This is a genomic window from Aeromonas sp. s6, from assembly GCF_040907815.1.
GTDB classification, from domain to species: domain Bacteria; phylum Pseudomonadota; class Gammaproteobacteria; order Enterobacterales; family Aeromonadaceae; genus Aeromonas; species Aeromonas caviae.
In genome coordinates this window covers 107,459-130,814 of sequence record NZ_JBFOCN010000056.1, presented here as the reverse complement: position 1 = coordinate 130,814, position 23,356 = coordinate 107,459, and the positions used below count along the sequence as shown (strand labels likewise).

The window sequence follows — 23,356 nt, the reverse complement described above, 5'->3', positions numbered from 1 at the left end:
GCGAAACGCAGGCCGTCGTCCATCGCGATCGGCGCAATCAGGGTAACAACCATCTTGATGTTGTCGCCCGGCATGACCATCTCTACGCCTTCCGGCAGTTCGATGGTACCGGTCACGTCGGTAGTACGGAAGTAGAACTGCGGACGGTAGCCCTTGAAGAACGGAGTGTGACGACCACCTTCTTCTTTGGACAGCACGTACACTTCGGATTCGAACTTGGTGTGCGGCTTGATGGTGCCCGGCTTGGCCAGTACCTGACCACGCTCTACGTCTTCACGCTTCACGCCACGCAGCAGCGCGCCAACGTTCTCACCTGCACGACCTTCGTCCAGCAGTTTGCGGAACATTTCAACGCCGGTACAGGTGGTCTTGGTGGTATCTTTGATACCAACGATTTCCACTTCTTCACCAACCTTGACGATACCGCGCTCTACACGACCGGTAACTACGGTACCACGGCCTGCGATGGAGAAGACGTCTTCGATCGGCATCAGGAACGGCTGGTCGATGGCACGCTCCGGCTCCGGAATGTAGGTGTCCAGGTGGCCAGCCAGTTCCAGGATCTTCTCTTCCCACTGAGCTTCGCCTTCCAGCGCTTTCAGTGCGGAACCACGGACTACCGGCAGGTCATCACCCGGGAAGTCGTACTCGGACAGCAGTTCGCGAACTTCCATCTCGACCAGTTCCAGCAGCTCTTCGTCATCTACCATGTCGCACTTGTTCATGAACACGATGATGTACGGAACGCCTACCTGACGACCCAGCAGGATGTGCTCACGAGTCTGCGGCATCGGGCCGTCAGTCGCTGCTACTACCAGGATTGCGCCGTCCATCTGGGCAGCACCGGTGATCATGTTTTTAACGTAGTCGGCGTGACCCGGGCAATCTACGTGAGCGTAGTGGCGGGTAGCAGTGTCGTATTCTACGTGGGAGGTGTTGATGGTGATACCACGCTCACGCTCTTCCGGTGCCTTGTCGATCTGGTCGAAGGCGAAAGCTTTACCACCGAAGTGCTTGGCCAGCACGTTGGTGATGGCGGCGGTCAGGGTGGTTTTACCGTGGTCAACGTGGCCGATGGTACCCACGTTAACGTGCGGTTTATTACGCTCAAATTTTTCTTTAGACATGATCGTCCCTCTAAACTAACGCTGAGTACGCGGTGGCAAGCTAACCACAGAACAGTTTATATGATGGATTTGAATCAAGGGGAGTAGAGAGGTTGGTGCTGACAGGCTGGTTCGATTGCCGAACTCACCCTAAGGTGTGGCTCTCAGAATTACCTGAGCCATATCAGCATCTTGGAGCGGGCAGCGGGAATCGAACCCGCATCATCAGCTTGGAAGGCTGAGGTAATAGCCATTATACGATGCCCGCATTTCTCTAACCCAAAGAACTCAAACCGCAGAGAAATATGGTGGAGGGAGAAGGATTCGAACCTTCGAAGGCAGAGCCGTCAGATTTACAGTCTGATCCCTTTGGCCGCTCGGGAACCCCTCCAGTTGCATAAATGCCACAACGGTAATTCTGCTTGCACCCGTTGTTTTTGTCGCTTTTGCTGGGCAAATAGACGACAGACATCCAAGCGTCGCGCATTTTATGGTAAGGATTTTGGGGATGCAACCATTGCACCTTGCAAAATGTGCATTTATGCCGGGATCCAGGCAAAAAAACGCTCCTTCTCCGTCCCGACCGGACGCGTCCCTTGTCGCTCCCGATCCCTTGGTGTATGGTCGCCCTGCCCAAGAAACAGTGATGACACCATGACGACAGAGCATAACCCCTATTTGCAATTCACCCGCGAACAATGGGCGTTATTGCGCGATGCGGTCCCCCTGACCCTGACCGAGCACGATCTGCAGACCCTGCGCGGGATCAACGAGAAGGTGTCATTGCGGGAAGTGGAAGAGATCTATCTGCCCCTCTCCCGTCTCCTCAATCTCTACGTCAAGGCCAAGCAGCGCCGCAGCCGGGTGCTGGAGCAGTTTCTCGGTCAGTCCCGCGGCAAGGGCACCTATATCATCAGCATCGCCGGCAGCGTGGCGGGGGGAAAGAGCACCACGGCCCGTATCCTTCAGGCACTGCTGGAGCGCTGGCCGGAGCACCCCAGGGTGGAGCTGGTCACCACCGACGGCTTCCTGTTTCCCAACAAGGAGCTGGAAGCCCGTGGCCTGATGCGCCGCAAGGGGTTCCCCGAGTCTTATGACATCCGCCATCTGGTGGAGTTTGTCGCCAATATCCGCGCCGGCCACGAGAAGGTCGAGGCCCCCGTCTACTCCCACCTCATCTATGACATCCTGCCCGACGAGAAGAAGGTGGTGGAGCAGCCGGACATCCTGATCCTGGAAGGGCTCAATGTGCTGCAAAGCGGCATGGACTATCCCCAGGACCCTCATCGCGTGTTCGTGTCGGACTTCGTCGACTTTTCCATCTATGTGGATGCCGATGCCGAGCTGCTGCGCACCTGGTACATCGATCGTTTTCTCAAATTCCGCAGCGGCGCCTTCTCGGATCCCGACTCCTATTTCCACCACTACGCCAAGCTGGCCGAAAGCGAGGCGACCGAGATCGCCAACAACATCTGGCAGGATATCAACTACCTGAATCTGCAAGAGAACATCTTGCCGACCCGGGAGCGGGCCAACCTCATCCTCACCAAGGGCAACGAGCACGCCATCGAGCAGATCAAGCTGCGCAAGTGACCACTGTCGCAATGCATACATGGAAGAGGGGGCCCGCAGGCCCCCTCTTCCATTCAGTCGTCATGAGCGTATGGGTTCAGTCCCCCCGCCGCAGGGAGAGTTCCCCTCCCAGATAGAGCTTGAGCCCCTCTTCCGTCTCCAGACGCAGGGCTCCGCGTTCGTCGATCCCCCGGGCAATCCCGCGGATCACCTGCTCTCCCATCAGCAGCTTCACCGGCTGGCCGGCGAAGTGGTCGAGCCGGTTCCAGCTCTCGACAAAACTCGCCAGTCCCGTCTGTTCGAAGGTCTGCATGGCCTGCTGCAGGTGCAGCAGCACGCAGGCGGCCAGCTCGTTGCGATCCACCAGCTCGGGCTGGATATGGCGCAGCTCGGACCAGGCCTGATCGATCTTCTCTCCCTCCCGACTCGGCATCGCCAGATTGAGGCCGACCCCGATCACCAGATGGCAGCTGGCACCCGCACTGCCGCTCATCTCCACCAGGATGCCCGCCAGCTTGCGGCCCTGGTAATAGAGGTCGTTCGGCCACTTGAGCACCACCCCGGGATAACCGAGTGACTCCAGCGCCTCTACCACCGCCACGCCGACCGCGAGACTCAGTCCCATGGCGGCCGCCATGCCCTGCTCAAGCCGCCAGTACATGCTCAGGATCAGCTGGCAACCGAAGGGAGAAACCCAGGGTTTGCCACGACGTCCCCGCCCGGCGGTCTGGCACTCGGCCAGACAGCTTTCCCCGGAGCTCAGGGTATTGACCCGCTCCAGCAGGTACTGGTTGGTGGAATCGATGACAGGGAAGCAGTGCACCGGCGCCATCGGTGCCTCTGCCTGCAGCCGCCCCTCGTCATAGAGGGCCATGGGCACCGCCAGCCGATAGCCCTTGCCGGTCAGGCTGAAGAGATCAAGCCCCAGCTCCTTGAGCGCGGCCATGTGCTTGCTCACCGCCGCCCGGCTGATGCCAAGGCGCTCGCCCAGCTGCTCGCCGGAATGAAACTGACCATCGCTGAGCAGGGTGATCAGAGTCTGTCTGACGGGGGTCAGGGTCATGCCAGCACCTCGTCGAGCCAGGTTTCACCGCTGCGCCCAATGAAGCGCACCTCGTGTTCCAGCACCACACCGAACTGGTGCTCCACGCTGTCGCGGACATGGGCCGCCAGCGCGATGAGCTCCATGGCGCTGGCGCCCCCCAGATTGACCAGCACCAGCGCCTGCTCCTGATGGACGGCGGCACGACCGATGGCAAACCCCTTGAGACCGCACTGATCGATGAGCCAGCCAGCCGCCAGCTTGGCCTGCCCTTCTGCCGCGGGGTAGCAGGGCATCTGCGGGTATTGCTGTTTCAGGGTCTCGGCCAGGGCAGCGGGCACCACAGGGTTTTTGAAGAAACTGCCCGCGTTGCCCAGCACCGCCGGATCCGGCAGCTTGGCCATGCGGGTGGCACAGACTGTGTCGAAAATGGCCTGTGGCGAAGAGGCATCCCCCAGCGCCGCCAGCGGGCCATAACCGGCGACCGGGCGCCATGCCTTGGGCAGGCGCAGACCGACGGCGGTGATGAAGTGGGAGTCCTGATAGTCGTGCTTGAAGATGCTGTCACGGTAACCGAACCGGCAGTCGGCCGCCGCGATGCGCTCAACCTCGCCACTCTGCCAGTTGAACGCCTCCACGTAGGCACAGACGCTGGCCAGCTCGACCCCGTAGGCACCGATGTTCTGTACCGGGGCCGCCCCGACTGTCCCGGGAATGAGTGCCAGGTTCTCCAGCCCGTGCCAGCCCTGTTGCAGGGCGTGGCATACCAGCTCGTGCCAGTTTTCACCTGCCGCCACGTGTAGCCGCCAGTGCTCGGACTCCTCGTGCAGCATGATCCCTTTCAGGCCGTTGTGGACCACCAGACCGGCAAAGTCATCGCAGAACAGGATGTTGCTTCCTCCTCCCAGCACCAGGCGCGGCAAGGTGGCCAACTCCGGGTTGGTCCGCAGTTGCGCGAGATCATCCGGCCGGGTCACATCGGCCAGCCAGAGGCAGTGTGCGTCCAGGCCCAGAGTATTGAGGGTCGACAGGGAGGCGTGGGGGGTGAGTTTCATCTGTGTGTTCCGACAAGGACAAGGGCGCAGTTTACCCCAGATCCCCCGGGACAAAAAACCCGGACACTTTTCGGACTCAGGGCTCTGGAGTAGAGTAACCCCTTCATCCCGCTGAGGAAGCATGCATGAACAATCAATTCGCCGTCATCGGCCTGGGCCTGTTTGGCAGCGCCTTGTGCGAAGAGTTGCAGCGCCAGAATGCCGAGGTACTGGCCATCGACATCGACGAGAGCAAGACCCGCCAGATAGCCACCCTCTGCAACCACGTGATCGTGGCCGATGCCACCGACGAGGCTACGGTCGCCGAACTGGGCCTGGCGAATTTCGACATCGTCTTTGTCGCCATCGGCGACAACCTGGAGACCAGCATCCTGACCACGCTGGTGCTGAAAGAGGCGGGCGTGAAGAAGGTCTGGGTCAAGGCACGCGACAAGTTCCACGCCAAGATCCTGCAGAAGGTGGGCGCGGACAAGGTGATCAACCCGGAGTGGGACATGGGCCGCCGGGTAGCCCAGAGCATGCTGGACAACCGGCTGTTCGACTACCTGGAGCTGGGTCACGACATGGTGCTGACCGAGTTCGTGATCGGCCTGCAGCAAAACACCCGCACCCTGGCAGATTTGCACCTGCTGCAGCAAAGCGATTTCCAGCTGCTGGCCATCAAGCGTGGCGAGGTGCTCCACAACGTCCTGACCGGCAAGATGGAGCTGCAACTCGGTGACATCCTGATCCTGGCCGGCAACAAGCACGCCATCGATCACTGGCTCGACACCCTATGATCAACTGGCGCAGCAACTACGCCTTCACCCTGCACCGGGAAGACAACTCCCGCTGGAGCGAGGCCAAGCTCATCCTGGGCAGTTTCCTCATCATCCTGCTGGTCGGCACCCTGTTTCTGGTCCAGCCCTCCAGCCACAAGGGTGAGGTCACCGTCATCAACGCCCTGTTCACCGCCACGTCGGCCATCAGCGTGACCGGCCTCGGGGTGGTGGATACCGGCACCGCCTTCACCCTGCAGGGGCAGATCATCCTGTTGATATTGATGGAGATTGGCGGTCTCGGCCAGATGACCATGACACTGCTGCTCATCGCCATGTTCAGCAAGCGGGTCGGGCTGCGCCAGCAGGTGCTGGCCAAGGAGGCACTGGGCCAGGAGGGATCCGTCAACATCGTCCAGCTGGTGAAGCGCATCGTCCTGTTCGCCCTGATTGCCCAGCTGATCGGCACCGCCATCATGGCCATTCGCTGGGTGCCCGACATGGGCTGGGGCCACGGCCTCTACGTCAGCTTCTTCCACGCGGTGTCGGCTTTCAACAACGCCGGCTTCTCGCTGTTTGCCAACAACCTCATGGACTACCGGGATGACCCCATCATCAGCCTGACCATACCGGCCCTGCTGATCCTGGGGGGGGTAGGCTTCACCGTCATCGTCGACCTGGTGCGCAACCGCCGCTGGCGCAAGCTGAAACTGCACAGCAAGCTGATGCTGCTGATGACCCCTGCCCTGCTGCTGCTGGGGACCCTGATGTTCTGGCTGCTGGAGCACAACAACCCGGGCACCCTGGGCAACGCCTCCTTCGGGAGCCAGTGGCTGGCAGCCTTCTTCCAGTCTGCCACCGCGCGCACGGCGGGCTTCAACACGGTGGATATCGGCCAGATGGTACCGGCCTCCCTGCTGTTCATGATGATGCTGATGTTCATCGGTGCCGGGGCAACCTCCACCGGGGGCGGTATCAAGGTCACCACCTTTGCCGTCGTTCTGCTGGCGACCCGGGCGTTTCTGACCAAGCGCCCCCATGTCACCGCCTTCGGCCGCACCCTGTCACCCCAGATAGTGACCCGCTCCCTGGCCATCATCATCGTCAGTACCATGGTGCTGATGCTGGCGATGTTCCTGTTGATGCTCACGGAGTCGCAATCATTCGACAAGATCATGTTCGAGACCATCTCGGCCTTTGCCACCGTGGGACTGTCCACCGGCATCACCGCTTCTCTGAGCGAACCGGGCAAACTGATCCTGGTGCTGGTGATGATCTGCGGCCGTCTGGGGCCCCTCACCCTGGCCATCATGCTGGCCCGCCCGGTGGAGACCCGCATCCGTTATCCGGAAGAGAGCGTCTACACGGGGTAAGCCGCTCCATCCATGCAAAGAGGGGCCACTGGCCCCTCTTCTTATTTTTATGTGATCACGGCGCTCGCCAGCCTCAGGCAGCCTTGCCCCTGGTCGTCCCCTTACCAGTGCTCTTTCCAGGGCTCTTCCCCACACGAGCACTCTTGCCCGTACTCATGCTCGTGCGGGGGCGTGCGGCGGTGGACCCAGTCCGCTTGCTGCGGGCAAAGCGTTGCTTGCTGTCACCGGGCGCCGCCTTGGGCAGCACGCTGAAGCTGGCGCCGGAATCCTGCCGCGCCCCCTCGATCAGGCCGTTGAGCTGCTCGGTGAGCGGCCCCATGAACTGCTGGTAGCTGCCGTGACGTTCGGCGATCTGACCCAGACTCTGCTCCCACAGTGCCGTCATGTCCGGTGTCGTGGCGGTCGTGGGCAGCGCCTGGACCAGGGCTCGCCCGGTCGGGGTGGCCTTGATACTCTTGCCCTGGCGCACCAGGAAGCGGCGCTTGAACAGCAGATCGATGATCCCGGCCCGGGTCGCCTCGGTGCCGAGGCCATCGGTCTCCCGCAGGGTCTTGCGGATCTCGGGATCTTGCACATAACGGGCGATGCCGGTCATGGCGGCAAGCAGGGTGGCATCGGTAAACGGCTTGGGGGGCTGGGTCATCTTCTCCAGCAGCTCCCCCCGCTCGCACAGCAGTTCCTCCCCCTCTTTCAGGGCAGGCAGGGTTCCCGCCTCCTCCTCGTCATCCTCTTCCACTCCGAGCAGCGCCTTCCAGCCCGCCTTGAGGATGCGGCGCGCCTTGGCCTGGAACAGCCCTCCGGCGATGCGCAGCAACACCTTGCTGTCGTTGTACTCGAACGGCGGGTAGAACTGCAGCAGATACTGGCGGGCAATCAGGCCGTAAAGCTTCGCCTCGTCGGCCCCCAGGCTCGCCTCGTTCCCCCTCTTCTCGGTGGGAATGATGGCGTGGTGGGCATCCACCTTGCTGTCGTTCCACGCCTTGCTGCGGATCCTGCCATCCGCTTCGGCGACCGCCCTGGCCAGCGCAGGGGCCGTGCTGGCGATGGCCTCCCGCACCTGGCCGGCCCGGTTGAAGTGCTCGCTCGGCAGATGGCGGCTGTCGGATCTGGGATAGGTGATGAGCTTGTGCCGCTCGTAGAGGCTCTGGCAGATATCCAGCACCCGCTTGGCATCCATGCCAAAGCGCTTGGCCGCGTCGATCTGCAGGCTGGAGAGGTTGTAGGGGAGCGGCGCCGCCTGCTTGCGCGCCTGCTCCTCCACCGCCTCCACCCGGGCGGGTTGCCCCTGGATCCGCTCCACCACCTTGGCGGCCAGCGCCCGGTTGAGCACCCGTCCCTCCTCATCCTGCCAGGGCAGGCAGGCCTCCGATGGCAGCCACCTGGCGGTGAAGCGTTCGTTGCCCTGGGTCAGCAGATGGGCCATCACCTCGTAGAACGGCTTGGGAACGAAGGCCTCGATCTCGAGATCCCGGCGCACCACCAGACCGAGCAAGGGGGTCTGTACCCGGCCCACCGACAGCAGTTCGCTGCAGCCCCCCTTGCGGCCAAGCAGGGTATAGGCCCGGGTCATGTTGATGCCATAGAGCCAGTCGGCACGGCTACGGGCCAGCGCCGACACCGCCAGCGGCACGAACTCCTTGTTGTCCCTGAGCTTGTCGAGGGCGCGGCGCACGGCGGGGGGATTGAGATCGCTGATGAGGCAGCGCTGAACCGGTTTGGTCTTGGGATAGCCGAGAAAGTCGATCACCTCGTCCACCAGCAGTTGCCCTTCCCTGTCCGGGTCACCGGCGTTGACCACGCAGTCCGCCTGCTTGATGAGCCCCTTGATGACGGCCAGCTGGGCCTTGGTCTTGGGTTTGGCCACCAGCTGCCACTGGGTCGGGACAATGGGAAGGGATTCCATGCGCCACTGCTTGTAGGCGGCATCGTAGGCATCGGGCTCGGCCTGCTCCAGCAGGTGGCCGATGCACCAGGTCACCACGTCTCCCTGCGCCGTCTCGATGAAACCCTCCCCCTTCTTGTGCGGTTTGGGGAGGACATCGGCGATGGCGCGGCCAAGGCTGGGTTTCTCGGCGATAAAGAGTCGCATGATGGATACACCTGAACACTGTATATGTGAACAGTATACAATCCTCTCGCCACAAACCCCAAGCCCCGGGGTGGCGTACTGCCTCCCCGCCCCGGCTTGGGCATCGCTCTCACCACAGCACATCACGCTCCCGCTGCATGGGAAAAATGCGATTTAAATTCAAGAAATCATGCCAAAACAAATAACAAAACCAAAAAACAATTATATGACGAAATAAAAACCATGACCGAGGTCAACCCTTTGAATCCTAGGACTACTACTATATTGGTAATACCCGAATTCGAAGGACACCGTCACCATGCTTGGAAAACTGTTGAGAAAGACCTGGTTCTGGCTTCTGCTGCTCGGGGCCCTGCTGGGGATCGCCGCACTCGGCGTCACCGTCACCGTGCTGCACAAGACCAGCTCCACCGAATTCTGCGTCTCCTGCCACTCCATGCAGACCCCGCTCGCCGAATATCAGGGCAGCGTCCACTTCCAGAACGTGAAGGGGATCCGCGCCGAGTGCGCCGACTGCCACATCCCCAGTGAACCCGCCGCCTATCTCTGGACCAAGATCCGCGCCGTGAAAGACATCTATCACGAGGCGATCGGCACCCTCGACACGCCCGAGAAATACGAGGCCCACAAGCTGCGTATGGCTCAATCGGTATGGGACGAGCTGAAAGCCAATGACTCCGCTACCTGCCGCAGCTGCCACAGCTACGCAGCCATGGACATTCTGGCCCAGCGCCCCAACGCCCGCGCCGAGCACCCCATTGCCATCAAGGATGGCCAGACCTGCATCGACTGCCACCGCGGCGTTGCCCACATCATGCCCGACATGAGCGGCCTGGCCGCCGCCGGTGCCAGCGAACTGGCCGCCGCCGCGGCCCAGACCCCGGTAACCGTCACCACCCGCTATGCCATCGCCACCACCCCGCTCTATCTGGATGCTGGCGCCAAGACTGACGAAGGCACCCTGATGCCCTCCACCCAGGTGGAAGTGCTGGCCAACGACAACGGCCGCACCCAGGTGCGCATCGACGGCTGGCAGCAGGACGGTGTGAGCGAGGTGTTCTACACCGCCCCCGGCAAACGGATCCTGAGCGTGCTGGTCGGCGAAGCCGCCAGAAAAGCCCTCGTGACCGGCAAGAGCGAAACCGACAGCGCCACCAACCTCACCTGGCATCAGGTCAGCCTGACCGCCTGGGTCGACCAGAGCCAGCTCATCGGCGACCAGGGCAAGCTGTGGCAATACGCCTCCACCCTGATGTCCAACAACTGCACCGGCTGTCACGGCCTCACCGCGCTGGATCACTTCAACGCCAACCAGTGGATCGGCGTCATCAAGGGGATGGAGTCCCGTACCTCCCTCACCCCGGAGCAGGCTCGCATGTTGACCCAATACGTGCAGAAACACGCCAGCGACATGAGCGCGGCCCATTAAGGCAGGAACAGAGGACTCTCCCATGACTTTTTTCAATGACCAACAGACCAACCTCTCCCGCCGTACTCTGCTCAAGGGGCTGGGGGCCTGTGCCGCCCTGCCCCTGCTGGCTGGTCTCTTCCCGAAAAGCGCCCTGGCCAAGGCCGTCAGCACGGCCCTTGAGCAGTTCCCCACCCTGGTGCCCGCCCAGAAAGGCATCCTGACCGGCGCCCACTGGGGGGCCTTCGAGGCCATCGTCTCCGAGGGCCGCATGGTGCGGGTCCAGCCGGTGGCCGACGATCCGGCACCGAATGACCTCATCGACATGGCGCCGTTCCAGGTCCACGCCAAGAACCGCATCAAGTACCCCATGGTGCGCAAAAGCTGGCTGGAGCACGGCCCGGGCGCCAGACCGGAGCTGCGCGGTGCCGACGAGTGGGTACGGGTGAGCTGGGAAAAGGCCATCGACCTGGTGGCCGGCGAGATCCAGCGCGTCCAGTCTGATTTCGGCCCCCAGGCGATCCACGCCGGTTCCTACGGCTGGAAGAGCGTGGGCATGTTCCACAACAGCCGCACCCTGCTGCACCGCCTGATGAACCTGGCCGGGGGTTTCACCGGCTATGCCGGGGACTACTCCACCGGCGCGGCCCAGGTGATCATGTCCCACGTGATGGGCTCCATCGAGGTGTACGAGCAGCAGACCGCCTGGCCCAACGTGGTGGAACACGCCGAACTGGTGGTGCTCTGGGGGGTCAACGCCCAGGTGACCCTGAAGAACAGCTGGAACATGCCGGATCACGAGGGGCAGGCCGGCTTCAAGGCGCTGAAAGAGAAAGGCACCCGGGTCATCAGCATCGACCCCGTCTACAACGAGACCGCCAAGCTGGTCGGCGCCGAGTGGATTGCCCTGAACGCCTACACCGACGTGGCCATGATGCTGGGGGTGGCCCACACCCTCTACAGCGAGAAGAAGCACGATCAGGCCTTCCTCGATCGCTACACTGTCGGCTTCGACACCTTCCTCGCCTATCTGCTCGGCAAAGAGGACGGCCAGCCCAAGAGCGCCGAGTGGGCGAGCAGCGTCTGCGGCGTCGATGCCAAGGTGATCCGCCAGCTGGCCCTCGACATGGCCGCCAAGCGCACCATGATCATGGCGGGCTGGGGCATGCAGCGTCAGCACCACGGTGAACAGCCCAACTGGATGCTGGTCACTCTGGCCGCCATGCTGGGCCAGATCGGCCTGCCGGGGGGCGGCTACGGCTTCAGTTACCACTACTCCTCCGGTGGCAGCCCCACCGCCAAGGGCGGCATTCTGGCGGGCATCTCCGCTGGCAATGCGCCGAAGAACAGCCCGGCCCCGATCCCGGTGGCCCGCATCGCCGACTGCCTTGCCAACCCGGGCAAGACCATCGACTTCAACGGCCGCAAGGTGACCTATCCGGACATCAAGCTGGTCTACGTGGCGGGGGGCAACCCCTTCCACCACCATCAGGACACCAACAACCTGCTGCAGGCGTGGCGCAAGCCGCAGACCGTGATCGTGCACGAGCCCTACTGGACGGCGACTGCCAAGCACGCCGACATCGTGCTGCCGGCCACCACCAGCTATGAGCGCAACGACCTGGAGATGGGGGGCGACTACTCCCAGCGCTACGTCTTCCCCATGCACCAGTGCGTCCGCCCCCAGTTTGAAGCCCGCAACGACTTCGACATCTTCAGCGCCATCGCCGCCAAGCTGGGCGTGCAGGAGCAGTACACCGAAGGGAAGGACGAGATGCTGTGGCTCAAACAGATGTACGACGGCATGGCGGCCCAGGCCCGTGGCGCCCGGGTGGCACTGCCGCCGTTCAACATGTTCTGGGAGTCCAACAACTACATCCGCTTCCCGATCCCGGAAGCCAACCGCCAGTGGATCCGTCACGCCGATTTTCGCGAAAACCCGCTGCTCAACCCGCTCGGTACCCCGTCCGGCAAGATCGAGATCTTCTCCAACACGGTGGCGGGGATGGGTTATGCCGACTGCACCGGTCATCCCAAGTGGTATGAGCCCAAGGAGTGGGTGAAGAGCGAGGTGGCGGCGCGCTATCCGCTGTCGCTCAACACCTCCCACCCGACCCAGCGGCTGCACTCCCAGCTCGACAACACCCCGCTGCGGGACAAGTTCGCCATCGCCGACCGCGAAGCGATCATGATCCATCCCGCCGACGCCAAGGCCCGTGGCATCCAGGATGGCGATCTGGTGCGGGCCTTCAACGAGCGCGGCCAGATCCTGGTGGGGGCCCTGATATCCGCCGATATCCGGCCCGGGGTAGTGCGGGTGTGTGAAGGGGCCTGGTATGACCCGGCCAAGCCGGGCGAAGCGGGCAGCATCTGCAAGAACGGCAACGTCAACTGCCTCACCTTCGACGAGGGCTCGTCCAGTCTGGCCCAGGGCAACTGCGGCCACATGGCCCAATTGCAGATAGAGAAGTATATCGGGCCAGTGCTCGCCAACACGGCGCACGAGGTACCGGCCAACGGCTGAGTAGAGGACTGAGCAACAAAAACGGCGCCATCAAGGCGCCGTTTTCTTATCGCAGTTTGTGGTGTGGCTCAGAATCACAAGTCACCCTCAACCATATACTCTTCCGCATACTCCACCCGCCTTGCAGCCAGAGCGCGGACAAGGTGGCTCAGAAGTCTCCTTCCACCATGTACTCTTCGGCACACTCCACCAGCTGGGGCCAGAGATCTTCCGGCACCCAGGCCTCGGGGTCATCCTCGTCACCGTCATACTGGCTCCAGAAGAAGGCTCGCAGCCCGCTTGCGAAGTCGTCGCTCAACTCCGCCAGTTCGGAGAGGGGCCCCAGCCAGGCAATGCGGCGCAGGCCGGAGGCGAGATCGTTGATGGCATCCATCAGGGTGCGATCATCCAGGCTCTGCTCCACCAGCAGGGTGAAGCGCTCGCGGGCGCTCTCGGTCTGATCCTCGTCCAGCTCACCCACGTCGGCCAGCAGGTCGACAAAGTCCTCCAGCAGGAACTGGATCAGGGCATCCCTGTCCTCGAACCACTGGATCTGAGCCCCCTTGGTGCCCAGCACCGAGGCATCGAACGAATCATCGAGATGGCACAAAGCCCAAGGATCGTCAGTCATTGCTACCCTTCCTACACCTGAAACAAGAGACGTATCTTATGCCGGGTGCCGCACCCTTGCCAGCACGGCGGCACAAAAGGGGCCCCCCGACGGGGCCCCTCGTCACTCGACCCTGGCCACCTTGGGCAGGGAGAGGGAAGCGGCGAGCCCCCCCAGCTCGGCCCGCCCCATGATAAGGCTGCCGCGATAGGCTTCCGCGAGATCCGAGACGATGTTGAGGCCAAGGCCCGAGCCCGGCACCTTCTCGTCGAGGCGCACCCCCCGCAGCACCGCCTTGGCGATCTGATCCTCGCTCATGCCGGGACCGTCGTCCTCGATGCGCAGGGTGATCCAGCCCCCCAGCTCGGCGCTGGAGATGCGCAGCTCGCTGGCGGACCACTTGAAGGCGTTCTCCAGCAGGTTGCCCACCATCTCGTCGAAGTCCTGCTCCTCCACCCCGACCGCCAGATTGACCGGCACCTGCAAGTCCACCGTCTTGCCGGGATAGAGGCGGGAGAAGGCGCGGCAGATGTACTCCACCCGGGCCCGCACCGGGGTCGACACCCCGAGGATCTTGGCGGCGCCGGTCACCCGCGCCTTGCCGAGGTGGTAGTCGATGTGGCGCTGGATCTGGTCGAGCTGCTCGCCGAGGGCGGCCTGATCCTCCGGCGGCAACTGGGTCACCTGGTTGCGCATGATGCTGAGCGGCGTCTTGAGGGCGTGGGCCAGGTTGCCGGTGTGGGAACGGGCTCGTTGCAGCAGCTCGCCATAGTGGTGCAGCAGGCGGTTGATGTCCTCCACCAGCGGCTGGATCTCCAGGGGGTAGCGCAGCCGGAACCCCTCCTGATGACCCTGATGGACGCGGCTCAGCTCGCGGCGCAGCAGGTGCAGCGGGCGCAGGCCGTAGAGGATCTGGAACATGAAGCCGAGCACCAGGCCGGTGGCGGCGAAGCCGAGGCCGAGGAACAGGCTGATACGGGTCTTCTTCAGGGTCTGGGTCAGGGCGCTGCTGTCCTTGGCCATCACCAGGGTGAAGACCCGATCAGACCCCGGCAGCAGCACGGTACGGGTCATGATGAGCAGGGGCTCCTTGTTGGGCCCCTTGCCGACGAAGAGATCCGGATCGCCGAAGGCCGACTTCAGGCCGTGGGCGCTCAGATGGGCATCCCACAGGGAGCGGGAGCGGCTGACCACCGTCTCCCCCAGCTCCAGCTGCCAGTAGTAGCCGGAGTAGGGCTGGCGATAACGGGGGTCGGCCATGGGCTCGGTGACCACCGGCATGCCGTCCGGCTGGATCTCGAGGCGGGAGAGCAGATCGTAGAGCTGCAGGCGCAGGCCATCGGCCTCCGCCTCCTGCCAGTAGTTGCGCATCATGGTCTGCAGGCTGAAGCCGGTGGCGAACAGGAAGAGACCGCACCAGACCATGGCGATCACCACCAGCCGACCTCGCAGGGTGCGTACCAGCCTCATTCAACCCACCCCGCCATCGGTTGCGAGGGTGTCATTCGTTGATCCGGTAGCCGAGGCCGCGCACCGTCTCGATGAGATCGGCGTGGGTCTTCTTGCGAATGCGGCCGATGAACACCTCCACGGTGTTGGAGTCGCGATCGAAATCCTGGGCATAGATGTGGTCGATCAGCTCGCTGCGGGACACCACCTTGCCCCTGTGCTGCATCAGGTAGCCCAGCACCCGGAACTCGTGGGCGGTGAGCTTGATGGGGGTTCCTTCGTACCACACCTGGGACGCCGCCATGTCGAGACGCACGCCACCGATCTCGAGGATGGAGCTGGCGTTCCCCGCCGCCCGGCGCACCAGCGCCTGCACCCTCGCCACCAGCTCCGCCACCTGGAAGGGCTTGGTGAGGTAGTCGTCCGCCCCAGCGTTGAGCCCTTCAATCTTCTCGTGCAACTGGCCACGGGCGGTCAGCACCAGCACCGGGGTGTCCATCCCCTTGTTGCGCCACTCCTTCAGTACGCTCAGGCCGTCGCGACCGGGCAGGCCGAGATCCAGGATGATGGCGTCATAGGGTTCGGTCTCGCCGAGAAAGCCCGCCTCGTTGCCATCGTGGCAGAGATCGGTGACGAAACCGGACAGACGCAGCTGTTCCGCCAGCTGGCCCGCGAGGATCTTTTCATCTTCAACTATCAGAATGCGCATACATGGGTATCCAAAACAGGGTTGTGCCGGCACCGGCAACGGTTGGGGGGGACGAACCGGACGGCGGTAGGTTCGCGGACTCACGCCGTTACTCCTCTTCCGGGGGCGGGCGCGGAGCGAACAGGCGTTCCAGATGGTGACCCTTGAGCCACACCATCTCCAGGTTGTCAGCCCGGTAGCCCACCTTGATGACGCTGTTCTCCTCGTCGATGAGCCTGAGCTCGTAGAGCCAGACGCCATCCTCCTCACCCAGATCGACCCGCAGCACCCGCACCGGCAGGCGGGAGGCCACCGCCATCAACTCATGAAAAGGACGGACCCGCCCCTCGCTGACCGCCTGTTGCAGCAAGGCCTCGTTCGGCTGGGCCGCCTGAACCAGCATCGGCAGCAGCAATCCAAGCAGGGGCAGCGCGCTATTCATGGGTGATTCATCTCTCAAAACCTAACATAATGCCGTTTATAGTGTGCCAGCCATGAATCCGGAATGAATATGATCCCACGCAGTATCCTGCTGATCTTGTGCCTCTTTTCCACCTTTGGCTGGGCGGCGCAGACACGTCTCGACATGGCCGGACTGGTCAAGTTGTTGCTGGCACAAGGGTATCACGACATTCGGGAAGTGGAGCTGGAAGGGGACAAATTCGAGGTCGATACCCTGAATGCCGACGCTCAGCGCGTCCAGTTGCAGGTCGATGCCAACACCGGCGAGATCACCAAAAAAGAGGCCGAATAGGCCTCTTTTGCTATGGGCGTGACGGCTGTTGCGCCGCCCCCCTCCCGGCTACTTGCGCTCGCCTGCGCCAGGGGCGCAGCAGCTTTTCCCGACGGGGCCACAGCAGGGCGCAGGCCAGCACCAGATAGATGAGGGGCTCCTGCCACCCGCTCTTGACCGACCACCAGTAGTGTATCGGCACCAGCAGAGCCACCCCGTAGATCCAGTTGTGCAGCTTCTGCCAGGCAGGCCCCATGCGACGCAACAGGGCCGGGATCGAGGTGATGCCGAGCGCCAGCAACAACAGCAGCGCCACCATGCCCACCACTATGTAGCTGCGCTTCACCAGCTCGCCGCCAATCAGTCCCCAGTCGAACTGCAGATCCAGCCCCAGCCAGACCATGAAGTGCAGGGACGCCCAGGCGGCGCACCAGAGCCCGAGGGGGCGGCGCAACTTGATGAGCTGCCCCTGGCGCCAGCGCTTGGCGAGCGGCGACACCAGCAGGGTCAGCAACAGCAGGTGAAGGGCCCCCTTGCCAAGGTAATGGGTCAGCCCCTGGACCGGATCCCCCCCCAGCAGCCCGGCTGGCACGGCATAGCCCAGCCAGAGCAGAAAACCGAGCGAACCAAGGTGCACCAGCGCCCGCAAGCCGTTGATATGGGCTGTTTTCAGTCTCGGCGTCATATTGCAGTTCCCGTCATGTTTTTCCCGCTTCTCATCCCCTCTCCCACCTGGGGAAAAGGCGGCAAGAGATCAGTCGGACAGCGCGTCAGTCTCAATACCATCTACGCAGATCCATCCCCTGATAGAGGGACGCTACCTCGTCGCCGTAGCCATTGAACATCAGGGTCGGCTGGCGCTTGGCCCCGAAGATGCCCCCCTCGCCGATGAAACGCTCGCTCGCCTGGCTCCAGCGCGGGTGATCCACGCTCGGGTTGACGTTGGCGTAGAAGCCATATTCGTTGGGGGCCAGCAGGTTCCAGGTGGTGGGGGGCATCTCCTCCACCAGGCGGATGGAGACGATGCTCTTGATGCTCTTGAAGCCGTATTTCCAGGGCACCACCAGCCGGATGGGTGCCCCGTTCTGGGCGGGCAGGGTCTTGCCATAGAGCCCCATGGCGAGGAAGGAGAGGGGGTGCATGGCCTCGTCGAGGCGCAAGCCCTCCACATAGGGATAATCGATGCCGCCCCCCAGGGCACGGGAGGCCTGCCCCGGCAACTGTTCCGGATCATAGAGCGTCTCGAAGGCCACGAACTTGGCGCGACTGGTGGGCTCGGCACGGCGGATCAGATCCGCCAGCGCAATGCCGCTCCAGGGCAGCACCATGGACCAGGCCTCCACGCAGCGCAGCCGATAGATGCGCTCCTCCAGCGTGCTCTTGTTGATGAGATCCCACACATCCAGGGTGAAGGGTTTGGCCACCTCCCCTTCCACCTTCAGGGTCCAGGGCTCGGGCTTGAGGTAATGGCCGTTGCGGGCCGGATCCCCCTTGTCGGTCCCCAGCTCGTAGAAATTGTTGTGGGTGGTGGCCTTCTCCTCCGGGGTGAGGATCAATCCCTCTGGCCGGGTCGCGGCACGGATGTCGAGGGGTCTGGTGGGGGCCACGGGGGCCGGCTTGTCCGATGCGAAGAGATCCAGCAGGCTGGCCTTCACCGGAAACGCCAGGGTGGCGGCACCGACGCCCAGGCCCAGCCCTTTCAGGATGCGGCGACGATCCTGATAGACGGTTTCCGGCGTGACATCCTGTTCGGTGGGGTGATGAGAAGTACGGCGCTTGATCAACATGAAAAAACTCCCGGGACGATGAGGTTGACAACCATAAGACCCGCCCCGGCCGAGTTTTATTTCACACAGAATTACATGAGTTGGTAAAGGGGCAGTGCCTTGGCCATGGTACCGGCCAGGAAGAGCACTACGAACACCAGCAGAGGAACGATCACGTTTGGCACCATCAGACTCACTCCATGAGCAGGACAGGGCCTCTAACTATGGAACAAGGTCTGCGGCGCCTCCAATGAATTTTTTTCGCGAGCGCAAGCGTATTCCAGAGTTGCAAAGAGTGACCGGGATCACACACAATCCGGCCCCAGCTTGCTGCCGCTCTACCGCGGAGTAGGCTGCCTCCTTTTCCGGATTCAACCACTGAGAGTCACGCCATGAGCCCACTGTTCGCCATCGCCATCACGACCGGGATCCTCTCCGCCGTCTGGGGTGGACTGGCCGCCGCACTCGGTCTCATCTCCTGGGTCGGCTTCCTCGGCTGCACCAGCTACTTCGCCTCGAGTGGCGGTTACAAGGCGCTGTTGCAGACCCTGCTGTGCAACACCACCGGCATGCTGTGGGCACTCCTGCTGATCCACGGGGAGACCTGGTGGGGGGCCGGCATGGCGGGATATCTGATGACAGGGGTGGTGGCCACCCTGATGTGCGTGCAGGCCAGGCAGCAGTGGCTCGCCTACATTCCCGGCACCTTCGCCGGTTGCTGTGCCACCTTCGGCGCCGCAGGCGAGTGGCGGCTCATTCTGCCCTCCCTCATCATCGGCGCCCTGTTTGGCTATCTGATGAAGGCGAGCGGCCTCTGGCTCTCCCAGAAGACTCTCTCTACCAGCGGTGTCAGCGACCCGGCCTGAGGCCGATTCTGTCGGAAACCAGAGGGGCGGCCCGTCATCGACGGGCCGCCCCTCTGTCATTCATCCCTTCGACTTGAAATTTGCCGCCTCGATGCCGTGCCGATTCAATAGCTTGTAGAAGTCGGTGCGGTTTCTCCCCGCCATGTTGGCCGCCAGGGTCACGTTCCCCTCCGTGGTGCGCAGCAGCCGGATCAGGTACTCCTTCTCGAACTCGGCCCGCGCCTCGTTGAACGAGGGAATACCGCCACCGCCGCCACTCAGGGCCGACTCCACCATGGCCGCGCCGATCACCGGGCTGCAGCAGAGGCTGGCGAGCTGCTCCACCACCCCGCAGAGCTGGCGCACGTTGCCCGGCCAGGCCGCGGCGGCCAGCAGGGCCAGCGCCTCCGGCGAGAAGCCGAGGGCGGCGCAATCGGGGTGACGGTTGCGGTAATCGTCCAGCGCCTGACGGGCCAGCAGGGGGATGTCCTCGCTGCGGGCGCTCAGCGACGGCAGGGTGATGTTGGCCACGTTGAGGCGGTAGAAGAGATCCTCGCGAAAACGCCCCTCTTCCATGGCGGTCACCAGATCCTGATGGCTGGAGCTGATGACCCGCACCTCGGGGGTACCCTGACCATACTCCGCCAGCACCTGGAGCAACTTGGCCTGGAGTGACTCCGACAGATCCCCTATCTCGTCGAGGAAGAGGGTGCCGCCTTTGGCCTCGGCAAACAGGCCGGACTGGCCATCCTCGCCAAACAGCTGCAAGTCCAGCACGGGCCAGGGCAGAGCCGCACAGTTGATGGTATGCAGCGGCTTGTCGCGGCGGTGGCTGGCCTGGTGCAGCGCCTGGGTCATCACCCCCTTGCCGGCGCCGGAGGGGCCCAGGATCAGCACGGGCACGTCCATGGTGGCGATGCTGCTCGCCTGGATCAGCAACTGCTCCATCTGCGGGTTGCGGGTCTGGATGAGGGACTGCCACTCCTGCTGCTGCTTCGGACGGGTCAGGCTGAGAGCATGTTCTATGGTGACCAGCAGCTCGTCCTTGTCGATGGGCTTGGTGAGGAAGCTGAACACCCCGGAGCGGGTCGCCTGGATGGCGTCGGGAATGGTGCCGTGGGCGGTCATGATGATCACCGGCATGCCGAGCCACTGGGACTGGATCCGCTCGAACAGCGCCAGCCCGTCCATGCCCCCCATGCGCAGATCGCTCAGCACCAGGTCGGCCCGTTGCTGGCGCAGCCTGTCCAGCGCTCCTTCGGCGCTGTCGGCGGTATCCACCTCGTAACCCTGGCTGCGCAGGCGCATGCTCATCAGCTTGAGCAGGCTGGCATCATCGTCCACCAGCAGAATACGGCTCATGCTCTCACCCCCTCTTGGCGAAAAACGCGGTCATTGCGGCGCTGTCCGAAGCTGTCATGGCTGACCTCCCCCATTGAGCTTACGCTGGTTGAGCTGCTCGTCGATGGCGGAGAGCTGCTCTATCTGCTGGCGTAGACGCTTCACCTCCTGACTCTGATCGTCGCGGCGGCTGTCTCGCACCAGCAGCTCCTCCCCGAGGGCGATCCAGCTGCGCAGGAAGGCCTGGGCATCGAGACCGAGCACCGGCAACAGAGCTTTCAGCTGATCCAGCCCGGCCCGGCGGCTGGCCACCGATTCGGACGGGTGGGTGTTGACCATGGCCAGGCTGACCCGGCTCTCGAGGTCGGTGGCGCCGGCCAGTCGCTGGCGCTCCTGCATCCGCTGCTGGGGATGGCTGGCCAGCAGCCAGTCCGAGTATTGCAGGCGCACCTGCATCTCCTTGTTGGCAAACTCCATCCGCCTGGCGATCGCCTCCTGGGAAGGCTCGGTGAGGCTGGTAGAAGGCAGCAGGGAACAGCCAGCGAGCAGGCCTATCATCAATACGGGAATCACAAATCGTTTCATCTTGAATGTCACTTCAGATCCTGGTGGGGAGCAGGCACCTGCCCGCTCCTCTCAATATTCGGTGTCAAGGCGCCACCCGCACCTGCGGAGTCGCCGCCACGCCCGTCAGCTCGGGCGCACGTTCAAATCCAGCCGGAAACAGACATCCGCCTGGGCATCCTCGATCAGCCTGAGCTCGCCGCCCAGACTCATGGCAGACTCACGGGCAATGGAGAGGCCCATGCCGGAGCCTTTCAGCAATCCCTGACGCACTATGCTGCCCTGTTCAAAGGGCTCGAAGATGCGCTCCCGCTCGTCTGGCGGGATGACAGGCCCTTCGTTGGCCACCTCCAGCCAGCCGCCGCCCGCCCCCGCCCCGGCGCGGATCCAGATCTGTCCGCCCCTGGCGCCATAGCTGACCGCGTTGGAAAAGAGATTGTCGAGGATGAGTCGCAGGCGGTAGGGCTCTGCCCGCAGGCTGATGGGCTCGGGCGGCAAGTGTACACTGATTTGCTTGGATTCCAGCGCGAGCCGGTACTCTTCGGACAAGTCTGACAACAAGGGCGCCAGGGGCACCTCGGACAGGGTGAACACCTCCTGCTGGCTGAGGCGATTGAAGTCGAGCAGCCGCTCGATTAGGGTCTGCAGACGGCGGCTGTTCTCCTCCAGCATCTGGCAGATCTCCTGCTGATCCCCGTTGAGGGGCCCCACCAGCTGCTCCGAGAGCAGATCAGCCCCTTCTCGCAGCACGGCAAGGGGGGTTTTCAGCTCGTGGGATACGTGGCGCAGGAACTGGTATTTCTGCTGTTCCAGCTCCTTGAGCTTGTCGTGCAGCCAGCTGATCCGCTCCCCCAGCAGCACCAGTTCGGCCGGGCCGTCCACCGGGCGCTGATCCGGCTCGACGCCGGCGCCCAGACTCAGGATCCGCGACTCAATCTGACGTACCGGGTGGATGATGAGGTAGGTAAAGAGCAGTACCAGCAGCAGGCTGAGCCCGGCCACGAAGCCGCTGACCCACCAGATCTGCTGTTTCAGCTCCACGATGGCGCCCCGCATGCGGGTCACGTGATCATCCACCTGGCTACGGGTGACCACCTCCAGTTGCTGGTTCAGTTCGTTGAAGTCGGTGAAACGGGGGCTGGTCGCCTCCTGCCTGGCCTTGCGCAGATCCTGCAGGCCGTCGAGCCAGACCAGCGTCGCCTCGAGATCTCCGTAGACCTCGGCATCCGGAATGGAGTCCTGATGAGTCGCGAGCAGTTCCCGGTAGCGCACCAGCTGCTGCCGATAGCTGGCCAGGATGCGATCATCACCCAGGACCGCATAGCGGCGCAGGGTGCGCTCCAGATCGATGGCCTGAGTGGAGAGCAGCGTCGCCCGGCGAGTGTCCCGCACCGCACGTTCCATCTCGTCGCTGGTGAGCTGGCCCAGGTGGGAGAGAGCCTGACTGTCGTGCCAGATCATGCCCCCCAGGGGCATCAGCACCAGCACGAAGCCCATCAGTACTACCTGGAGCAGGGAGCGGGGCCGAACCTTGGTCATCTTCTGCGGTCTCGATTCGTCATGGGGGAGCCAGCATATCCGCACTGCCCCAAAAAGCAAAACCGGCCATAAAGCCGGTTTGATTGCTCACCGAGGCCGGATTCACGCCAGGCCGACGGACGCCACACAGATGACAATGATCATGGCAAGGGCCCCTGACGCGGCCAACAGTGCCCATTTCATTTCTACGCTCATGCAAACCTCCTTTCTGCCAATCAGCGTTGGATCACAACAGATAACGACATGTTAATTCATAGTGAATCCCATAACCGTGAGCTGCGTATATATTTCAGACGAGCCCAACCCAAGGAATGGAAAGCATGTTTTACCTCTGTAGCATTGGATCCAATCTCGACCCCGCCCTGCACGTCAGTCAGGCCGTCGCCGAATTGCTGGCCCGCTTTGGTCGCCTTCACCTGAGTTCCGTCATCCAGACCAAGCCCGTGGGCATGCATTCGCGCCACGACTTCCTCAACTGCCTGTTCGTCGTCCAGAGCGACTTCTCTCCCGCCCAGCTCAAGGCCGAGTTTGTCACCATGGAGCTGGCCCATGGCCGGGATCGCAGCAACCCCCTGTGCAAGGTGGCGGACAGGCCACTGGACATCGACATACTGGCCTGCGGCGAACGGGATGACTTCGCCGAGGCCGGGGTGGATGCCTACCTGGGGGATCTGCTGGCGGAGATGTATCAGGGCGGCAGTGTGGACTCCGGCAAGGTGACCCTCGGCCTGCCGGGCAGCAAGGTGTTTGCGAAGCAGCGCATCGGCCAGGCCCCCATCCATCTCTGCCAGCAAGACGAGGCCCTGCTTCCCGGCAACGGCCACCCCGGCCCCCCTTCCCGGCACGCCGCCATCCGGCACCCTTGAGCCGTTCACACACATGAGGCGCCCAAAGGCGCCTCATGTCATGGCGGCC

General features: G+C 63.1%; 22 protein-coding genes and 2 tRNA genes. 8 read left to right on the top strand and 16 right to left on the bottom strand.

Features of this window, described 5'->3' with window-relative positions; genetic code table 11:
- The 3 genes from tuf to AB5Y50_RS09440 form a co-directional block, all read right to left on the bottom strand.
- Nucleotides 1-1,127, bottom strand: a 1,127-nt coding sequence (tuf, locus tag AB5Y50_RS09450) for an elongation factor Tu (protein ID WP_319882522.1), incomplete at its 3' end; no start/stop codon positions are given.
- A gap of 172 nt (nucleotides 1,128-1,299) precedes the next feature.
- Nucleotides 1,300-1,374, bottom strand: a tRNA-Gly gene (locus AB5Y50_RS09445).
- A gap of 38 nt (nucleotides 1,375-1,412) precedes the next feature.
- Nucleotides 1,413-1,497, bottom strand: a tRNA-Tyr gene (locus AB5Y50_RS09440).
- 263 nt (nucleotides 1,498-1,760) lie between these two features.
- On the opposite strand from AB5Y50_RS09440, the gene coaA reads away from it, so the two are divergent.
- On the top strand, nucleotides 1,761-2,699 hold the full coding sequence (coaA, locus tag AB5Y50_RS09435) for a type I pantothenate kinase (protein WP_029314861.1): 939 nt from the start codon (nucleotides 1,761-1,763) through the stop codon (nucleotides 2,697-2,699).
- A gap of 76 nt (nucleotides 2,700-2,775) precedes the next feature.
- On the opposite strand, the gene birA is transcribed toward coaA, so the two are convergent.
- Together birA and murB are read right to left on the bottom strand one after the other, a co-directional pair.
- Nucleotides 2,776-3,741, bottom strand: coding sequence for a bifunctional biotin--[acetyl-CoA-carboxylase] ligase/biotin operon repressor BirA (gene birA, locus AB5Y50_RS09430; RefSeq protein ID WP_223924497.1), 966 nt, complete (start codon nucleotides 3,739-3,741; stop codon nucleotides 2,776-2,778).
- Nucleotides 3,738-4,775, bottom strand: a complete 1,038-nt coding sequence (murB, locus tag AB5Y50_RS09425; protein ID WP_223924496.1) for a UDP-N-acetylmuramate dehydrogenase — start codon at nucleotides 4,773-4,775, stop codon at nucleotides 3,738-3,740. The genes birA and murB overlap by 4 nt, the downstream gene beginning before the upstream one ends.
- Before the next feature lie 125 nt (nucleotides 4,776-4,900).
- Between murB and AB5Y50_RS09420 the strand changes: the two genes are divergently transcribed.
- Nucleotides 4,901-5,554 carry a TrkA family potassium uptake protein gene (locus AB5Y50_RS09420; RefSeq protein WP_041211920.1) on the top strand — a complete coding sequence of 218 codons (654 nt, stop codon included), beginning with the start codon at nucleotides 4,901-4,903 and terminating at the stop codon, nucleotides 5,552-5,554.
- Nucleotides 5,551-6,906, top strand: a complete 1,356-nt coding sequence (locus AB5Y50_RS09415) for a TrkH family potassium uptake protein (protein ID WP_041211921.1) — start codon at nucleotides 5,551-5,553, stop codon at nucleotides 6,904-6,906. The genes AB5Y50_RS09420 and AB5Y50_RS09415 overlap by 4 nt, the downstream gene beginning before the upstream one ends.
- A gap of 73 nt (nucleotides 6,907-6,979) precedes the next feature.
- On the opposite strand, the gene AB5Y50_RS09410 is transcribed toward AB5Y50_RS09415, so the two are convergent.
- Nucleotides 6,980-8,995 (bottom strand): DNA topoisomerase III, encoded by a 2,016-nt coding sequence (locus AB5Y50_RS09410; RefSeq protein WP_227263216.1) that lies wholly within the window; start codon nucleotides 8,993-8,995, stop codon nucleotides 6,980-6,982.
- A 298-nt stretch (nucleotides 8,996-9,293) separates the two neighbouring features.
- Between AB5Y50_RS09410 and AB5Y50_RS09405 the strand changes: the two genes are divergently transcribed.
- Entirely contained in the window at nucleotides 9,294-10,424 is a 1,131-nt protein-coding gene (locus AB5Y50_RS09405; RefSeq protein ID WP_319882855.1) for a NapC/NirT family cytochrome c, read from the top strand.
- Between the two features lie 22 nt (nucleotides 10,425-10,446).
- The gene (gene torA, locus AB5Y50_RS09400; RefSeq protein WP_319882854.1) at nucleotides 10,447-12,927 is read left to right on the top strand and encodes a trimethylamine-N-oxide reductase TorA; all 2,481 of its coding nucleotides are present in this window, start codon (nucleotides 10,447-10,449) and stop codon (nucleotides 12,925-12,927) included.
- Between the two features lie 148 nt (nucleotides 12,928-13,075).
- On the opposite strand, the gene AB5Y50_RS09395 is transcribed toward torA, so the two are convergent.
- The 4 genes from AB5Y50_RS09395 to AB5Y50_RS09380 all read right to left on the bottom strand — a co-directional run bounded on the left by AB5Y50_RS09395 (nucleotide 13,076) and on the right by AB5Y50_RS09380 (nucleotide 16,095).
- A complete protein-coding gene (locus tag AB5Y50_RS09395) occupies nucleotides 13,076-13,537 on the bottom strand; it encodes a hypothetical protein (RefSeq protein WP_010675970.1) in 462 nt (153 codons plus the stop codon).
- A gap of 102 nt (nucleotides 13,538-13,639) precedes the next feature.
- The gene (locus AB5Y50_RS09390; RefSeq protein ID WP_010675971.1) at nucleotides 13,640-14,986 is read right to left on the bottom strand and encodes a sensor histidine kinase; all 1,347 of its coding nucleotides are present in this window, start codon (nucleotides 14,984-14,986) and stop codon (nucleotides 13,640-13,642) included.
- Nucleotides 14,987-15,017: 31 nt separating this feature from the next.
- Nucleotides 15,018-15,674: a response regulator transcription factor gene (locus AB5Y50_RS09385; protein WP_270807346.1), complete on the bottom strand. Its 657-nt coding sequence runs from the start codon at nucleotides 15,672-15,674 to the stop codon at nucleotides 15,018-15,020.
- Between the two features lie 88 nt (nucleotides 15,675-15,762).
- Nucleotides 15,763-16,095 (bottom strand): PepSY domain-containing protein, encoded by a 333-nt coding sequence (locus tag AB5Y50_RS09380; protein WP_041211926.1) that lies wholly within the window; start codon nucleotides 16,093-16,095, stop codon nucleotides 15,763-15,765.
- Between the two features lie 63 nt (nucleotides 16,096-16,158).
- Here AB5Y50_RS09380 and AB5Y50_RS09375 point away from each other — a divergent pair, with 63 nt between their 5' ends.
- Complete coding sequence (locus AB5Y50_RS09375) at nucleotides 16,159-16,407, top strand: PepSY domain-containing protein (protein ID WP_045522788.1); 249 nt, start codon at nucleotides 16,159-16,161, stop codon at nucleotides 16,405-16,407.
- A 10-nt stretch (nucleotides 16,408-16,417) separates the two neighbouring features.
- On the opposite strand, the gene msrQ is transcribed toward AB5Y50_RS09375, so the two are convergent.
- Nucleotides 16,418-17,071, bottom strand: coding sequence for a protein-methionine-sulfoxide reductase heme-binding subunit MsrQ (msrQ, locus tag AB5Y50_RS09370; protein WP_201927098.1), 654 nt, complete (start codon nucleotides 17,069-17,071; stop codon nucleotides 16,418-16,420).
- A 91-nt stretch (nucleotides 17,072-17,162) separates the two neighbouring features.
- Entirely contained in the window at nucleotides 17,163-18,173 is a 1,011-nt protein-coding gene (msrP, locus tag AB5Y50_RS09365; RefSeq protein WP_270807347.1) for a protein-methionine-sulfoxide reductase catalytic subunit MsrP, read from the bottom strand.
- A 371-nt stretch (nucleotides 18,174-18,544) separates the two neighbouring features.
- Between msrP and AB5Y50_RS09360 the strand changes: the two genes are divergently transcribed.
- The gene (locus AB5Y50_RS09360) at nucleotides 18,545-19,018 is read left to right on the top strand and encodes a DUF1097 domain-containing protein (protein ID WP_043153924.1); all 474 of its coding nucleotides are present in this window, start codon (nucleotides 18,545-18,547) and stop codon (nucleotides 19,016-19,018) included.
- Between the two features lie 60 nt (nucleotides 19,019-19,078).
- On the opposite strand, the gene AB5Y50_RS09355 is transcribed toward AB5Y50_RS09360, so the two are convergent.
- The 4 genes from AB5Y50_RS09355 to AB5Y50_RS09340 form a co-directional block, all read right to left on the bottom strand.
- Nucleotides 19,079-20,359, bottom strand: a complete 1,281-nt coding sequence (locus AB5Y50_RS09355; protein ID WP_270808084.1) for a sigma 54-interacting transcriptional regulator — start codon at nucleotides 20,357-20,359, stop codon at nucleotides 19,079-19,081.
- A gap of 54 nt (nucleotides 20,360-20,413) precedes the next feature.
- Nucleotides 20,414-20,923, bottom strand: a complete 510-nt coding sequence (locus tag AB5Y50_RS09350; RefSeq protein WP_319882853.1) for a hypothetical protein — start codon at nucleotides 20,921-20,923, stop codon at nucleotides 20,414-20,416.
- A gap of 105 nt (nucleotides 20,924-21,028) precedes the next feature.
- Entirely contained in the window at nucleotides 21,029-22,441 is a 1,413-nt protein-coding gene (locus AB5Y50_RS09345) for an ATP-binding protein (RefSeq protein WP_010675980.1), read from the bottom strand.
- 102 nt (nucleotides 22,442-22,543) lie between these two features.
- On the bottom strand, nucleotides 22,544-22,636 hold the full coding sequence (locus tag AB5Y50_RS09340) for a YnhF family membrane protein (protein WP_010675981.1): 93 nt from the start codon (nucleotides 22,634-22,636) through the stop codon (nucleotides 22,544-22,546).
- Between the two features lie 125 nt (nucleotides 22,637-22,761).
- Between AB5Y50_RS09340 and folK the strand changes: the two genes are divergently transcribed.
- A complete protein-coding gene (gene folK / locus AB5Y50_RS09335; RefSeq protein WP_143236948.1) occupies nucleotides 22,762-23,307 on the top strand; it encodes a 2-amino-4-hydroxy-6-hydroxymethyldihydropteridine diphosphokinase in 546 nt (181 codons plus the stop codon).
- The last annotated feature ends 49 nt before the right edge of the window (nucleotides 23,308-23,356 follow it).

Bases quoted from the DNA above. Each gene is read 5' to 3' on its own strand.
- coaA (WP_029314861.1), top strand. From the start codon at position 1,761: ATGACGACAGAGCATAACCCCTATTTGCAATTCACCCGCGAACAATGG.
- birA (WP_223924497.1), bottom strand. From the start codon at position 3,741: ATGACCCTGACCCCCGTCAGACAGACTCTGATCACCCTGCTCAGCGAT.
- murB (WP_223924496.1), bottom strand. From the start codon at position 4,775: ATGAAACTCACCCCCCACGCCTCCCTGTCGACCCTCAATACTCTGGGC.
- AB5Y50_RS09420 (WP_041211920.1), top strand. From the start codon at position 4,901: ATGAACAATCAATTCGCCGTCATCGGCCTGGGCCTGTTTGGCAGCGCC.
- AB5Y50_RS09415 (WP_041211921.1), top strand. From the start codon at position 5,551: ATGATCAACTGGCGCAGCAACTACGCCTTCACCCTGCACCGGGAAGAC.
- AB5Y50_RS09410 (WP_227263216.1), bottom strand. From the start codon at position 8,995: ATGCGACTCTTTATCGCCGAGAAACCCAGCCTTGGCCGCGCCATCGCC.
- AB5Y50_RS09405 (WP_319882855.1), top strand. From the start codon at position 9,294: ATGCTTGGAAAACTGTTGAGAAAGACCTGGTTCTGGCTTCTGCTGCTC.
- torA (WP_319882854.1), top strand. From the start codon at position 10,447: ATGACTTTTTTCAATGACCAACAGACCAACCTCTCCCGCCGTACTCTG.
- AB5Y50_RS09395 (WP_010675970.1), bottom strand. From the start codon at position 13,537: ATGACTGACGATCCTTGGGCTTTGTGCCATCTCGATGATTCGTTCGAT.
- AB5Y50_RS09390 (WP_010675971.1), bottom strand. From the start codon at position 14,986: ATGAGGCTGGTACGCACCCTGCGAGGTCGGCTGGTGGTGATCGCCATG.
- AB5Y50_RS09385 (WP_270807346.1), bottom strand. From the start codon at position 15,674: ATGCGCATTCTGATAGTTGAAGATGAAAAGATCCTCGCGGGCCAGCTG.
- AB5Y50_RS09380 (WP_041211926.1), bottom strand. From the start codon at position 16,095: ATGAATAGCGCGCTGCCCCTGCTTGGATTGCTGCTGCCGATGCTGGTT.
- AB5Y50_RS09375 (WP_045522788.1), top strand. From the start codon at position 16,159: ATGAATATGATCCCACGCAGTATCCTGCTGATCTTGTGCCTCTTTTCC.
- msrQ (WP_201927098.1), bottom strand. From the start codon at position 17,071: ATGACGCCGAGACTGAAAACAGCCCATATCAACGGCTTGCGGGCGCTG.
- msrP (WP_270807347.1), bottom strand. From the start codon at position 18,173: ATGTTGATCAAGCGCCGTACTTCTCATCACCCCACCGAACAGGATGTC.
- AB5Y50_RS09360 (WP_043153924.1), top strand. From the start codon at position 18,545: ATGAGCCCACTGTTCGCCATCGCCATCACGACCGGGATCCTCTCCGCC.
- AB5Y50_RS09355 (WP_270808084.1), bottom strand. From the start codon at position 20,359: ATGAGCCGTATTCTGCTGGTGGACGATGATGCCAGCCTGCTCAAGCTG.
- AB5Y50_RS09350 (WP_319882853.1), bottom strand. From the start codon at position 20,923: ATGAAACGATTTGTGATTCCCGTATTGATGATAGGCCTGCTCGCTGGC.
- AB5Y50_RS09345 (WP_010675980.1), bottom strand. From the start codon at position 22,441: ATGACCAAGGTTCGGCCCCGCTCCCTGCTCCAGGTAGTACTGATGGGC.
- AB5Y50_RS09340 (WP_010675981.1), bottom strand. From the start codon at position 22,636: ATGAGCGTAGAAATGAAATGGGCACTGTTGGCCGCGTCAGGGGCCCTT.
- folK (WP_143236948.1), top strand. From the start codon at position 22,762: ATGTTTTACCTCTGTAGCATTGGATCCAATCTCGACCCCGCCCTGCAC.